This is a genomic window from Leptospira wolffii serovar Khorat str. Khorat-H2 (assembly GCF_000306115.2).
Taxonomy (GTDB): domain Bacteria; phylum Spirochaetota; class Leptospiria; order Leptospirales; family Leptospiraceae; genus Leptospira_B; species Leptospira_B wolffii.
Genome location: NZ_AKWX02000023.1, coordinates 214,025 through 229,104 on the forward strand (window position 1 = coordinate 214,025; position 15,080 = coordinate 229,104).

The 15,080-nt window shown below is 42.6% G+C and carries 9 protein-coding genes; 6 read left to right on the forward strand and 3 right to left on the reverse strand.

What is annotated here, in order from left to right:
* The first annotated feature begins 115 nt into the window (after positions 1-115).
* Positions 116-655, forward strand: coding sequence for a M15 family metallopeptidase (locus LEP1GSC061_RS19135; protein ID WP_232218519.1), 540 nt, complete (start codon positions 116-118; stop codon positions 653-655).
* Positions 655-1,608, forward strand: coding sequence for a class I SAM-dependent methyltransferase (locus tag LEP1GSC061_RS19140; RefSeq protein ID WP_016547275.1), 954 nt, complete (start codon positions 655-657; stop codon positions 1,606-1,608). The genes LEP1GSC061_RS19135 and LEP1GSC061_RS19140 overlap by 1 nt, the downstream gene beginning before the upstream one ends.
* A 677-nt stretch (positions 1,609-2,285) precedes the next feature.
* On the opposite strand, the gene LEP1GSC061_RS19150 is transcribed toward LEP1GSC061_RS19140, so the two are convergent.
* The 3 genes from LEP1GSC061_RS19150 to LEP1GSC061_RS19160 all read right to left on the reverse strand — a co-directional run bounded on the left by LEP1GSC061_RS19150 (position 2,286) and on the right by LEP1GSC061_RS19160 (position 5,139).
* Positions 2,286-3,515 (reverse strand): Kelch repeat-containing protein, encoded by a 1,230-nt coding sequence (locus LEP1GSC061_RS19150; protein WP_198014290.1) that lies wholly within the window; start codon positions 3,513-3,515, stop codon positions 2,286-2,288.
* 182 nt (positions 3,516-3,697) lie between these two features.
* Complete coding sequence (locus LEP1GSC061_RS19155; protein WP_040510030.1) at positions 3,698-4,648, reverse strand: LA_3334 family protein; 951 nt, start codon at positions 4,646-4,648, stop codon at positions 3,698-3,700.
* A 113-nt stretch (positions 4,649-4,761) separates the two neighbouring features.
* Positions 4,762-5,139, reverse strand: coding sequence for a hypothetical protein (locus tag LEP1GSC061_RS19160; RefSeq protein WP_040510032.1), 378 nt, complete (start codon positions 5,137-5,139; stop codon positions 4,762-4,764).
* A gap of 672 nt (positions 5,140-5,811) precedes the next feature.
* Here LEP1GSC061_RS19160 and LEP1GSC061_RS19165 point away from each other — a divergent pair.
* The 4 genes from LEP1GSC061_RS19165 (at position 5,812) to LEP1GSC061_RS19180 (ending at position 14,789) form a co-directional block, all read left to right on the forward strand.
* The gene (locus LEP1GSC061_RS19165) at positions 5,812-12,330 is read left to right on the forward strand and encodes an RHS repeat-associated core domain-containing protein (RefSeq protein WP_016547010.1); all 6,519 of its coding nucleotides are present in this window, start codon (positions 5,812-5,814) and stop codon (positions 12,328-12,330) included.
* 93 nt (positions 12,331-12,423) lie between these two features.
* On the forward strand, positions 12,424-12,981 hold the full coding sequence (locus LEP1GSC061_RS19170; protein WP_016547350.1) for a hypothetical protein: 558 nt from the start codon (positions 12,424-12,426) through the stop codon (positions 12,979-12,981).
* Positions 12,982-13,241: 260 nt separating this feature from the next.
* Positions 13,242-13,814, forward strand: a complete 573-nt coding sequence (locus LEP1GSC061_RS19175; RefSeq protein ID WP_040510036.1) for a hypothetical protein — start codon at positions 13,242-13,244, stop codon at positions 13,812-13,814.
* A 444-nt stretch (positions 13,815-14,258) separates the two neighbouring features.
* Complete coding sequence (locus tag LEP1GSC061_RS19180) at positions 14,259-14,789, forward strand: hypothetical protein (protein WP_040510038.1); 531 nt, start codon at positions 14,259-14,261, stop codon at positions 14,787-14,789.
* Positions 14,790-15,080: the final 291 nt, after the last annotated feature.

Below are 15,080 nucleotides of genomic sequence, written 5' to 3' on the forward strand. Positions count from 1 at the left end.
TGGAATGTTTTCCCGATCGGTAATATTTCTTTCCCTATTTTTTCTATTCTTCTGTAAAGATCCGGTACCGGCATCACCGATAAAGCCTCTTCCTGTCCGGGAAATAAAGGGTCTTGTGAACGTAAGAGACATCGATCCGAATCTAGTCGTGGATCTGAGATATGCTACGGAAGAGAATTTTACGAATGGGCGGGTCTATTCTTTTCAAACTTGCTTACTTAGAAAGGAAACTGCGGAAAAATTAAAAGCGGCAAATGGGGAGTTCCAAACGTTCGGGTATAGGATTAAAATTTGGGATGGATACCGTCCTCCTTACGCGCAGAGAATCCTTTGGGAAAAAGTTCCGAATCCAAGGTATGTTGGAGATCCGAACAAGGGCGGCTCGGTGCATAATAGAGGAGGGGCAGTGGATCTCACCTTGGTGGATTCTTCCGGCAAGGAATTGGAGATGCCTAGCGCTTACGATGATTTCAGTATGCAAGCGTCCCCCTTTAGAACGGATCTCTCGCCCAAGGTAGCCGAAAACCTGAGTTTACTCGTTCGAGTTTTGACAAAGCATGGGTTCCGACAAATGCCTTCGGAGTGGTGGCATTATAACGACGGAGACGCAAAAAAATATCCGCTTATAGACGTGGACCCTAAAATCTGGGAATAATGAAGCATATCGAAATGTTTTCCAATCGACTCGCTCGAATGTCCAAACACTGGAAGAAATGGGCGAGAAGAAGAGGCATTACCTGTTTTCGGGTTTATGACCGGGATATACCTCAGGTTCCCGTCTCGGTGGATTTGTATGAAGATTATTGTTTGGTATCCGAATACAAAAACGATTATCCTCTTAGCGAAGAGGAAAGAGAAGAAGAAAGAGCTTCAATTCGGGAAATCATATTAGAAGTATTGCAAGTAGAGGCGGATAACCTTTTTTGGAAAAAGAGGGAACAGAAGAAAGGAAATCTGCAATACGAAAAGTTGGATACGGCTTCCAAATCGATCGTCGTAAAAGAGGGCGGACTTAAATTCAAGATCAACCTGAGCGATTACCTGGACACCGGGCTCTTTCTGGATCATAGAGCTACCCGAGACTTGGTCCGAAAGGAATCTTCCGGAAAGAAGGTCCTAAATCTTTACTGCTATACCGGTTCTTTTTCCGTATACGCCGCGGACGGAGGAGCGAAAAAAATCACCAGCGTGGATCTATCCCGCAATTATCTGGATTGGGCCGAGGAGAATTTTAGACTCAACGGCTTCGACCCTTCCGTTCATGAATTCTTGAGAGAGGATATTGCGGAATGGTTGAAAAGAGAGCGAAACAATCCGAATAGAACTCTTTACGATCTCATCATAGTGGATCCTCCCACATTCTCCAATAGCAAGAAGATGAGAGATTCCTTCGATGTGCAAAGCGATTATCCTTTCTTATTGAATTCGCTATACAAGGACTTTGCCGCTTCCGGTGCGGTTTTATTCTTCTCCACGAATTTTCGTAAATTCAAAATGGACGAAGACGAAATCCTCTGGGAAGAAATCCAGGATCTAACCAAGGCCACCCATCCGGAGGATTTTCGCAGCGAAAAGATCCGATCCGTTTGGAAAATGAGGAAAGGTTAAGTATACGAAGAGCGTTTTTGAATAAAAGTTTGGACATTGTGATATTTATCGTTTCCGAATCGATAAATAGATATTAACTAACGAGAGAACAGCAAGCGAAATTAATGAATACCATATATATCGTAATTCTAAATTAATTTTGGTCGAGTTCGGATCTGGGGAATCTACTTTCTTCTTTGCCTCTTCAAGAGACTTAAATAATTCATCATACTCGAATTTAAGCCTAACCGAAGCTTCTTGTAGGCTCGGATCGAAGATAAAAACGGTTTTGTCCGAACTGGAGAATCTCGGGTTATTGGATTTGATTTCTGCGGGGGCTTGTATGAGGTCTTTTAAAGGTTTTCCTTTTAGCTCCTCATAGCGAGAACGTAATAAAGGATGACTAGGCCAGGCATCGAACGCTTTTGAAAAATATGGAAAAGCGCTTTTATACTGTTTCTTTTGATAGAGATTCTCCCCTATGCCGATCCATATTTCGGTTTGAAAAAGACCTAGGGTTACGTCCGCTGGATTATTCTCCAACAATGGTTTTAGGATTTCTCCCGCTTCTTGGTATTTTCCGAAATTGATTAAATTCCGAATCTGCGACTGAACACTGTCTTCTTCGGAAGAGAGCCCGGATGTTAAAGAAATTGAAATATATAATAAAAAGCTAAAAGTTATTTTGAACGTTAATTTCATCTTAAGATTACCGCCTTATGACCATAGCGTGCTCTCGGCATTCTTTGTGTGGAGAGAGTCCAGGGGCCGCCGGTCGGATTTGATAATCCTATCGAATGGACGAAATCGGTCGGGACGTTGATTGTCGAAGCTCCACCAAAAACGTAAGCCTGATTTAGATCGTAGGATATTTCCATTGCGGGAAAATACAATGCCTGCAAAAGTGAAGGTCCTGTCGCAAAAGCATTACTTGTAGTTGATATCGCATAGACTTCATAGTTTGATACAGGTGATACGCTTGTAACCGGTTGAAAGAAATTTGAACCGCTGGACCCTCCGGCGATCAAAACATATTTTGAAGCTCCGGGATTCGGGTCTCCGGTTTGTGGGCGATAACAAGCGATTGCCGCCCCATGTCTTGCGGTAATTAGCGATGATTCGGTTATGGCTGAGGTGGCATTGAGAGAAGGGATATAGCTATCCGAAGTGGCCGACGCGGAGCCGTCATTGTACTGTCTACCCCCGGTAAAATAGAAGGTTCCATCAAATGCGCAACCTGACATGTCTATTTTCGGGAATATGGAAGTTTGAGAAGTGAAAGGACTCGCCCAAGTGCCGGTCGATCCTATGTCCGGGTAAAAGCGATAAACCGTATTTAAAAGGGTGCCGGAAGTGGTATTTAGAGAAGTGCTACCTGCGAGAGCGTAAATTTCATCTCCGGAACTTCCGCCTACTGCTCCGTGCAAAGTCGCAGGTATGGGAGAGAGGGAAGTCCAGGTCTTGGTAAATGGATCGAAGGCTTCCACCTCATTTGTTACGGTCCAGCTTCCGCCCGAGACTCTTTTGGCTCCCCCAATCACAAAAATTCTTCCTTTATGAAAGATAGTAAGAGCGAAACTTCTTGGAGTAGGGACCGAGGTAAAAGCCGGATACCATTTTGATTCTACCGGGTCGAATAAATCCACTTCGGCTATCGGGTATCCGTTTCCATCCACGCCACCTACAAGGTAAATTCCTCTGGAAACGATGGGTTGGTCGCTAACCCAGGTCGTAAAGGGTAGACGAGTAGGATTCGAATTCGATATCTTACCGCATCCGAAAACTAAAGTATAATTCGAACTGGGGATTAAATCTTGGATCGGAAGATAATGTACTCTCGCTTGGGACAAACTCATGCTGGTCTGCGAATTAGAAGAACCTATCGCATATGCGTATGCGTCGGATTCGGCGGAGCATTTTAAATTCACTCCAATTTTAGTGGAGCCTGGCTGAATCCAAAAGGAATCGACTTTTAAATCGTTATTATCTTCCCCCCATGCGAATGGGGAATCGCAACCGGTTATGGCAATAAATAAGATCGAAAGGTATAGAGTTATGCCTTTGAGAAAAAGAGGATTAATAAATATTGAAATTCTAATAAGCATCGTTCTCAAAGTCTCGCTCCAAAAGAGAACTCCAATCCCGCGGTGCAAAATGGAGAAGAGGCGTCAGCGAAGCATAAAACCTTTCCCCCGACCCTTAGGAAGCTAGTCTCCCATCTCCAACCTTGGTAACCGATTTCTAAATGGGCACCGGGAACTACGCCCGACCGAGTTTCTCCTCCTGATTTGGATTGAACGGCGGCAGGCCCTATTCCAAAGGACAGATAAAAATCTCTTTCCTCGGAGAATCCAAATCCTCTAAACAAATAAATTTCCGGCATTAATACGGAATATCTCGCGTTTGATCCGCCTGTTGAACCGAGCGCATCGACTCTGACACCGAGTTGGTTTCTTTCTCCCAATTTAAAGTAAGCCGGTTCGATAAATAAGGAACCGGATAGCCAAAGAGGAGCGGAATCTGAGATTGAACCTATTCCTGCGTAAGTGGAAAGGGAACCTCCCCATTTCGTTTCGGGTTGAGCCATTTTTTCGCTTAAAAATTCTAAAGGAAGTTTTGCATCTTGGTCTTGCGGGATCTTCGTACTTTTAATTCGAGACTTGTCTATATCCAAGTAACCTAAATCCGTTTTAACTGTATAAGACGATTCCTTTTCCTCCGCTAAGACTCCCCGAATTGATGTACTATCTTTCAGAATGAAATGCGAGGTCCGATAAGAGGAATGAGGTCCTTTTCTGCTCGCGTCTAATTTCAAAACTTCGGATCTGGGAATCACATAGACTCGATTTTTCCAGGAAACGGTGACGGTTCGTTCGTCTTCGGAAATTAGATCCAGAATGAATCCGTCTCCGTTGGAAAGGAGTAAATCAGCCGCAAAAATCGGAGACGATAGGCAGAATAGAATACCGACAAATAGAATCCGCAGATAGATGGACCGAATCTTCAAGTTAAGATCGATTCTTCTGAATATTCTACGATTACTAAGAATTGTGTAAATCATGCAGGTGTCTTATAGAAAGTTACGCCCGCATACTTTTCCCGGTTTGCCTGAACCGGTCTAAGAGATTTAATTTTGAGCATGGTCGATTCCTATTAATCGTTATTTCTTTTCATTTATGGGATTCCGAATGAATCGATTTGAATCCAATGAGTCTCTTCTAAGGTGCAGTCGTCTTTTAAGAAGATACTTCGATCGGGTATTTCGGCCGATGTTCCGCAGATTTTTGCCTGTTTTACCGCTTCTCCTTTTGCAATCGCATATAAACTGCCTTTAGTCCGAATCGATTTCAGGCATTTATCTACCGAATTTTGTGTGTAAGATTTGCCCGTATCGATAGAGACGAGCGAGTCGAAGATGGCTTGGGATAGATAACTGTCTTCCGTGGTTACGGAACTGCCGGATCCGGAGCCACCGGAGGAGCTGTAGATTTGGTCTACTGTAATTGTGAATGAATAAGTTTGCCCTGATGTTCCTTCGCATTTTAGATACATATAATGCAAAGGGCTGCCTGGACCAATAATAACAGAAGCTCCAGCGCCTTGGGGAAATAAATCTCCGGGGTCTGACGAATGAACAGATGTAGAATTGCCGCTTTGGTTATCCCCATTTGCATACAAATAACAATTTGCCGTTGAGGATCCTTCAAATGTAGCTGTAACACCCTTTCGGATAGTCGCACTTGGAAAGGAAAAAAGATCAATATCGCTGCCGTTAGAAATCTGACCTGTTAAAGAGAAGGTATACCCAACTCCTCCGCTTAGATTGATAGAGTATGCGCCTGCAAAAGTTTCATTCGGTTCAGGATCGTTTGCAGAGCCGGAACCGGGTCCACCGCCACCTCCTCCACAGGTTCCTGAGGCGGTAGAATTCGAAAGTACAAGGATATTAGAGAGACTAACGCTACTGGAAATTGCAGAATCGATCTGTCTTTTTGCTTCCGATCCTTTTACGGATCCGACACCCGGAATATTTAGGTATTGGCAATGGAACAGGGACAGAAGTAAAAAACTGAGAAAATGGAATCTATATTCCGCTAACGTGCGTTCTATTCTAAGTTTTAAGAGTATGATTTTTTCAATTGACACAAAATCAAAGTCAGGTTTGAGTCATGTGTGTCAATGGAAAACCTCCTAAATCCATTGATTTTTTTTTAGGAGCAAGATGTGAAAAATTTAAGAGTTTTGGAACAAAACCCCATTTATAGGTCCATTATACCTTACTACTCGCATAAGAGAGTGGGCAAGTTTATTATTTTCTTACTCATTTTTTCACAGTTTTCCTTTGAGCCTTTAAGCTGGATAAAATCCATCTTTTCTTCCTCGAATGCAAATCCGATCTCTCAACCGTTTCCTGCTATTCAAGTCGATTCTTCCGGAAAAGGAAACGCAGAGATCTCTATCGAACTGCCTCCGGGAGCTGGGGGAATCATTCCGAGTCTTTCCATAGTTCATACTACGGATGCAAGTAGAGGGATTGTGGGAGAAGCTTGGGAATTATCCGGATGGGACTGGATCCAAAGAAATCCTGGCGATAAAATTGCATTTTCTTCCTCCGATTCTTTCTTAAGTTCACTTGGGGGAAATTTAGTTTCCGCGGGTAATGGAACGTTTAGAACATATAATGAATCTTTTATGCTCTATAATTCTTCGGGAGATTGTTCCACTTCCTGTACCTGGGCGGCGGTCGATAAAGGCGGTTTAAAGTATACATTTGGCGGAAACGCAGGTTCCATTTTACGTACCGGGACGGTCCCCAGGTTTTGGGCTTTGAGTAAAGTGGAGGATTCTTGGGGAAACTCCTATGAAATCCAATACCTAACAACCGGCGGAGTTTTGTATCCTTGGAAATATACCTATGGAAATCGAGAAGTGGAATTGATCTATACGTCTCGTTCCGGAAGCATAGGCTCGGTATTTTCTTCCGGAAACCAAGAAATATGGAGTCAAGTAATCCATAAGATTCGAATTCGCACGAATGGAAACCTAATTAGGGAATATCGTTTCAATTATGAAAATGGAGCCTATGGTAGATCCAGGCTCAGTTCTCTCGAGAGGTCCGAGTATTCTTCTCAATGGGGAGATGAGGACTATTTACCATTATCCTTCGGTTATACGGATAATACTGCAAATTCTTCCTTTCAAAATTTAGCCGATTATAATTTAGATTCTGTCATATTGAAGGCGAACATTCGAGTTCCTTTATATGATAAGACTGCATGTATAGAAGGGGCGTATTGGTGTTTTGTTGCAGGTCAGGCCTGTCCTTCGATCGATATGGGTGGGGGACCATGTATTGCGACCAAAAATTCGGCTATAATCAGTTGCAATGCCTACACTTTGAATTGGTTTGATTCTTGTAATGGGGGACAATCTGTTGCTACCTTTTTGGGGACTTGGGCGGACTTAAATTCAGACGGAAAGCTGGATTTACAATATCTATCCGGTGATATGGGCGTTGGTATTTATCCTTCTTCTTACATTAAAGGAATCAGCGGATTTTCTAGTTATATCTCCGATATCAATATTGGAAATTTTCAGTATAACACGATGAATACATTGGCATTTGGAGATGCCAACGGAGATGCTCGAGGAGATATTTTGATCTCTTCAGCTTCTGTATTGGTCGGAATTACCTCGAATGGCACATTAAATAAATTTTTTACGACCTACTCTAACGTTTCTATCCCCGCACCTGCTCCAGTTCCATTAACCGATTTGCCAATCCAATACCAAAAATCGTATAGTTTTGATTTAAATCGCGATAGTCGTTCGGATTACCTATGGGTGGTGGACGATTCTACAATCGGCTATACTCTGTCGCAAGGAACTAGCTTTGCCGATCCTGTATTCGTTCCTCTGAGTGGAGCAACTTCTTCGGATGGAACCTTTCTGGACTTAGAAGGGGACGGAATACCGGAGTTCATCTATTTTAGCGGATCTAATTTAGTGATCCAATCGTTCGATTCTACATTAACGAGTTTTACCCAAACAGTTCAGGTTCTACCGGTTGTAGGACAAGATGCGGTTTCCTATTCCGATGCACCGGTATATGCTGGCCGTTGGTGGGGAGATATAAACGGAGATCATCTCCCTGATCTCGTGGCCTATGATAGCGGCTTTCTTTATGTTTACCGGAATGAATATGGAAAACTGGCGACTTCTCCCCAAGCGGTGAATATAGGCGTAATCGATCTTAGTGTTCAATCCGGACAAAATAAATACTTCGGTATCGGCGACTTAAACGGAGACGGATTCGGGGACTTCGTTTGGGCGAACGGTTCCAGGGCGAATGTGTATTTTTCCACCGGATCCACTTTGTCCGGTTCTCCTTCTGCCGGAATCGATATCACCGGAGAAGTTCAGCTTGTCGACGTTAACTCCGACCGAAAGACAGATTTAGTCGTGATGGATATCGGGGGTAACGCGGTCGTTGGAAATTTAAGAGTCTATACGCTCGGTGTGGGCCTTCCAGGGAATCTTTTGGCCTCCGTTTCCGATAATCAATTTAAAAGTTCAACGATCACATATTCTTGGAAAACGGATTTAAGCGGGACAATCTCTACGAGTGCGGGTTCCTATCCGAATGTTCCGAATGCTAATAACGAGGTAATCATAAAGCAGATAAGTAACGACCTAGGAAACGGAATTTCCGAGTCGCTAACCTATTCCTATACAAATTCGAGAATGAATTTAGGAACGCCTCTGAATCGAATTTCTTATGGATTTAGAACTATTGCGGAGACGAATTCTCGGACCTTAGAAAAAACGGAAATAGATTTTTTCCAAACGAACCGTTTGTATGCGGGAATGATGGAGGCCAGAAGAAGCTATATCGGAACCGTATCCGGAACAAATACAGTGTATTCTCTCGTTAAGAATGAAACTCAGACCGTCGAAACGGGAACCTTTGCGGGAAGAAGTTATCCTCGTATCCAATCCTCTACACAAAAAGAATATATAGGTGGAACCATGGTAGGGAATGTATCCATCTCTTTGAATTATGATTCTTGCGGAAACGTTTCCACGGCCACGGAAATTAACGGAGCATATACCACGGTAACGACGGGGACGTATGTTTGTGATACGAATAATTGGATATTGAATCGACAGACGGCTAAAACGGTGGTTCGCAATGGGACGATTTTAGAAAAGACCCAGATCGCTTTTTCCGATTTTAAACCCGTTTCCAAGACGGAGTTTTCGGGAACGTCGGCTGCGAAAACTCAAACTTACGATTACGATTCCTACGGAAATCAAGTCCTTGTGACTGATTCGAGAGGAAACCAAACGGTAATCGAATACGATCCGGTCGTTCCTGTTTTTGCGATTTCGATTACGAATGCTTCCGGTTTGCGTATATTAAAAGAATACGATACGGATCGTGGATTATTGACCCAGGAGACGGCTCCAAACGGCGGTATTACCAAGAAGTATTACGACGAATTCGGTAGGCTTATTCAGACCGATTTTCCGGGAGAGGCCGATTGGAGCGAAAAACTTTCTTACGGAATTACATCGGGAGAACAAACTTCCTATGTAAAAAGGAGAATCCGAGACGACGAGAACGGAGAAGCTGCTACGATAGAAACATATACCCCTCAAGGTTGGCTAGTAAGACGTTCTGCGACGACTCTTCTGGATCGTTGGGCGACATCCGTAAAAACCTACTCGGCCGTCGGTAAATTATTAACCGAATCGAACGAATATGTGGAAGGAGTCGTTTCTCCCGTTTATACAACGTATGAATACGATGGTCCGGAAGGACAACTTTCTAGGATCAATTTTCCGGACGGAACGACCAGGAATATAAATTATTCAGGCAAAACGATTACGACTCAAATCAAGAACGGATCGACGGTTCTTTTGGAAGAATCGCTTACTAAAGATGAATTGAACCAAGATATCTCTAAGACAAGCAACGGTTCCACTATTCAATATGCTTATGACAACGGTGGTCGTCTCTGGAAGGTGACGGATCCCCAAAATGGAACTACTGTGATTACCTATGATGCGGCAGGGAGAAAATCTAGTGTCACAGATCCGAATTCGGGAACAACTTCCTATTCGTATGATTCGGAAGGTAATTTGATTTCTCAAGTAGATGCTCGTGGAAAAGGTATCCAGAAAACCTATGATTCCGCCAACCGACTGATAACGTCGACCCCTTCCGATGGGAGTCCCGCTACAGTGATCGCATACGATGGGACTACTTTAGGAAAAGGTAGGCCTACTCAAGTCCAGGATGCGGCCGGTATACTAAATTTAACGTATGATATTCGCGGTAATATCTCCCAGAAAGTTAGGATCATCGACGATTTGACTCTCGTTTTTAGATACGAATACGATTCTATGAATAGGGTAACTTCCACAACGTATCCGGACGGAAGTATCGCTCATAATATATACTCCAAAGGAAACCATCTCACCGGAGTCAGAATGGATGTGCCGGATAAAGGTAGTTATGACCATCCCGTTGTTTCTTACGACGGTCCGTTTCCGGGTGCCGCAGGCTCCTTTCAATTTACTAGAACGACAGGGAATGGAGTCGTGTCCTATATAGGATACGATCCAATTTATGATCGACCTACAGGATACCAGACCAATCTGAAAAATGGTACGGTATCACAGCAGGTCTCTTTGGAGTTTGATGCGAAAGGAAACATCAAGAAAATAAACGATCTCCAAAATACGACAAGGACCCAAACTTACGATTATGACGCTCAGAACCGTTTAGTCCAGGCCACAGGTAAATACGGAACCGAGGTATATCAATATACGGATAGCGGAAACCTTCTCAAAAAAGGGGAATACACATATAATTACGGAAATTCTTCTCATGTTCATGCGGTCACTTCCGTAAATAGCGCCAATACTGGAACGATCAATTTTTCATACGACGCAGCAGGGAATATGATTTCTCGCAATGGTGAAAGCCTCGTATATGATGCAAACGGGAAATTGGTTACTCATACTCTCAACGGAGGAGACGAGTTGAGTATGGTATACGATTTCGTCGGAAATCGTATTAAAAAAAGTAGGAGTACGGACCTTTCCGTAATCTATTCTCCCGATCCGCTCTATGAAGTTCTGCGTCGTCCGGGATACGCCGATCAACACACTCTCTATCTCCGAGGTGCGAAAGGGGAACTTGTCGCTCAATTTGCTAGGACGGATGCCAACCTCATATCGACTATCTCGACTCAGGCACAACCGGGGATTGCGGACATTTCCTTTTGGAAAGAATGGAACGGAAAAGCTGAATCTGCGTTAAAAAATTTTATTCTAGGTTACATTTATAACTCACACGGAAAATTCTCCGACGGGTTCTTGGCTTTTATATGGACTTTTGTGATCGTTCTCGGATGTGCATTAGCATTTTCTAAACAAACTGAATCACTTTTTCCTGCATGGACACGTCTTGTATCGGCACCTATGATTATCCTTTTTTCATTTTCCTTTAGTGTAGGTTGTTTAGATGAACTCATGAATAACGACGGATCCGGGACCGCTCCTTGGGACCTGTTGCCATTAGCCATACCTGGAAACACTCCTTCCGTCGATTCTCCCCCGGGTAACGGAGGAACAACGGAGGGCGGGACTATTTCCGGCACCCCTGTACCTGGGATGGTATTTTTTCATCCGGATCATATGGGTTCCATAACGATGGCGACGAACGGAGAAGGGAATGCCCTCTCGGGAGGCGATATGCCTGGAGCTTCTCATATCAGCTATAGGCCCTATGGTGAAATTGATCGCACGGATTCTTCGGGCCCGGACGTGTTTCGATATAAATATACTAGCCAAATAGAAGATCGAGATTCCGGTTTATATTATTATAATGCTAGATACTACGATCCTACGATCGCTAGGTTTTTGCAAGCGGACGCGGCGATATTTCCCAATCGGACTCAAGGATTCAATCGTTACATGTATACGGAAGGAAATCCTGTGCGCTATGGAGACGCTAGCGGAAATAATATCTCTACCCCTTTGGCTTGGGCGATCGTAGGCTACTATGCCGCTCCTCAGTTCGGTATGACTCCGGAACAAGGTTTCTTACTCGGATACGGGTACGGTCGAAATCAAGTCCGGCATACAAGCGACATGCAAAGGTTTGCGAATGGCGTCGGAGCAGGAATCAGCCGGGCTTTCTATTCTCCTCCTCCCGGTTCCAGAGGAGGGTGGCGTGCAGTACTTCATAGTATCGATCATTCCTGGAGAGATCATTATCGTAGGGTGGATCATGGATTCAGAACCGCAGCCAGAGGGGTAGATCAATCTCTTCGCAGAATCGGCGAAGCCTTTATGCAGGCGTTGGGTAAAAGGCATAAGGACGCAAAGGCGGCAGGCGAATTCTATGGGCAAGCAAGTTTTGGTTATGTTGGAGGTAAGATTTGGGAATCTTATGAACTAACTCCGGAGCTTCTAGGCTATGTCGGTTTAGCGGAATTTGCACCGGTGATAGTTGGCATAGGTTTAGCATATTCAATTTATAATGTCGCTGCATTTACATATAACTATTATGAAGGCTACGGCGCTTATGAAGAGATTTCTAATGCGGCTATATTAGGGATGTTTATTGCATACTACCAATGGGGCTTCGATCAAAATCCTTTTATTCGCGCCTATGTGTGTACCTACATTAAAGAACATTACCGGGAAGCAAGAGCGGATTCTTGTTGAGCCATATAAATGAAAAAAATGGTATTCATACTTATCATTGCGTTCGCGTCATTTCTATTTGTAGATTGCTTCCCTGAGGTTCAAAGAACAGCGTTGGCAGCTGCGAAAGCGTCTGAGAATGGAACTCTAATAATTCGTTATGTATCGGATGCGAGATCGGAAGAACAAGAGATTACGTTAAAGTATATTTGCCTTTCGGAATCAGATCCGGAATTAACATTAAGGCCTCGTTGTGGTGGCAAATTGCTTTTCTATAATGAAAAAATCAAGTTAGGAGAAGAGCGAAAGTTTTTCCTTGCTGGGGGGAGCTATACGGGGCGCATAATGATTGATGACCGAAAAGGGATCATAGGCGAAACGGTAATCGGATTGATTCGTTTTTCCAATATAGAAGGTAATTCCACTATGTGTACTTCAGGTATCGACGTGGAGTCATTTCCGCTTCCTTTTTCTGAAAAAATTTACTTTAATTATCTGAATTGCACTCCTCTGCTAATGATTTCCGGAAAGAAGACGATTATTGATATTTCAGTAGGTTCTCAAGTCGAATCGTATTTTTGGTCCTGGCTATTTCGAAGTATATCTTCGAGAGGATTTGATGGTCGTCAAGGATATTTGCGATATTCTAGTTTTTCGATTCGTTATGAGTGATTCTTCCGTATTTGTGTATGGCCTGTTTAGCGAGAAGCTTATGAGGAGTTTTCAAACGAGGCAATCATAATGGCAGTACTTATTTTCTATCAATTTCATTTGGATCAAAATCCGTTGGTGCAATATTTGATGTGGCGGTACGGATTAAAGCACGGAATAATACTGCCACCGAGACAATGTAATGTGGGTGGAGTCGTTTTTACGAGTTGTTAATGAGTATTTTTAAATCAATATGTATCTTATTATTCGGATTGAGCTGCATGTCTCAAGAGGTATTGGTGATGTCCTCTTCTAATAAGGCAGCGATAGGCGATCAAAAGAAAGGTAATATTCGTTTTAGGATTATCGATAAATCCGGAGTAAATTATGAAGCATTGAAGTTGGAAAGAATTTGCTTGGCTCCAACTGATGAAATCTTGAATTCTCTGGATTGTACGATCTCTAATTTTCAAAGTTATAGTTTAGCGGTTTCGGATACCTCGAGTCAGGAAATATTGGTTCTGGAAGGGGACTATGTAGGTTTTATCCAAATTCGAGGCGCTGAAGATTTTGAAAATATATACTCCAGAATTATATTTGATGCAAATGTTTCGGAAAATGCTAAATGCAGCCATTTAGAAAAAGCTGAAGGGTTTAATTTTTTGGATATAGAGAAATGTTCGAAGCTTAAAATACGTAATGGAAAGATTGTGGAAGTGCAAATTGAAATAACAAATAAATTCGAATCATTTTTTGGGGAGGCCTTATTTATTGGAATTATAAGTTTCGGACTGGCGTCCCCTCAGATGAATATTCGCCACACCAGAGTTAATTTGAAAAATCCAATCAATTGATCTCTTGTTGATGTAAGGATGAATCACTAATGGAGCATTTATATATTCAAGGGAGATGCAAAATGAAGATTTTAGGAAAGTCCTCCGTCTTGATGCTATTTATGATTCGGCTCTGCGATGCAAGTTTTTATATGAAACAGATCTCTGCGATAATTCCCGCTTTTATGCCATTGCCGATTGGGAGGCATTACCGGGAAGCTAGAGCAGATTCTTTTTAATTAAATTATTGGAATCTGTGTGCATAACCTATATTAATTTTCTTCTGAATGAGTGATTTAGAACTTCTTATTGGAGATGGTAGGCGTAAACTATGCAAGAAAAATCGAAGGGGGATGAATGCTAAGGGTTTTACTTATCGCTATTTTAGTATTTTTTATAAATTGCCAAACTAGACAATATAGATCCTTATCCTCCTCGGATCCGTCGGAAGATGGAGTTTTGTCGATGCAGTTTTCTACGGACCCTGGGGTAGAATGGGATTCTATAACGCTTAGTGAAATCTGTTTTGGAGAGGAAAATCCTAAAATTACAATGGAAGAGTGTGATGGCAAATCGCTTGTTCCATATCAAGTGCTGAAATCTTCCGATGTTGTTGAAATTCCGATTCGGAAAGGAGGATATTCCGCTCGAATCGTTTTTAAAAATATAATTAACTTTCAACAGCAGACTGTGGCTCATGTCGTAAGGTTTTCCCGAAAGCAAAACGGAAAAGCGTGTGAATTCGGATTTGGAAGTGAATCTCACTCGCCGGTGTCAGAGTCGATCCATTTTAACTATACAGATTGTTCAGAATTACAAATCTTTCCGAGAATTAAAACCAAGATCAATCTAATTATTACGGATAAAGTGGAGTCTTTCTTTTGGGGCGCACTATGGTATTCGATTATTTCTTCCGGGCTTGGCGGTATACAATTCTCTCATCGCTATTCCCGCCTGGAACTTACATATTCGCCGGATTTGATTCGAAAGCCTTAAGATGAAAATGAAACTATTTTATCTTTGTTGCGCGGTTCAATTTTCCTTTGCACAATGCCAGGTTCAAAAGGTTGAATCTCTATTGTCTGGTAATATATCAGACGATGGGGAGTTAGTTGTCAGATATTCTCTTTCTCCGGGCGTAAGCTGGAATAAGTTATATTTGAAATACATATGTTTAGAAGAAGGAAAATGCCCCGATTTCAATCAGTGGATGCAATGGGAAAATGCTTGTTTACCCTTGTTGAGTCATATAAATGAAAAAATTGGTATTCATACTTATCATAGCGT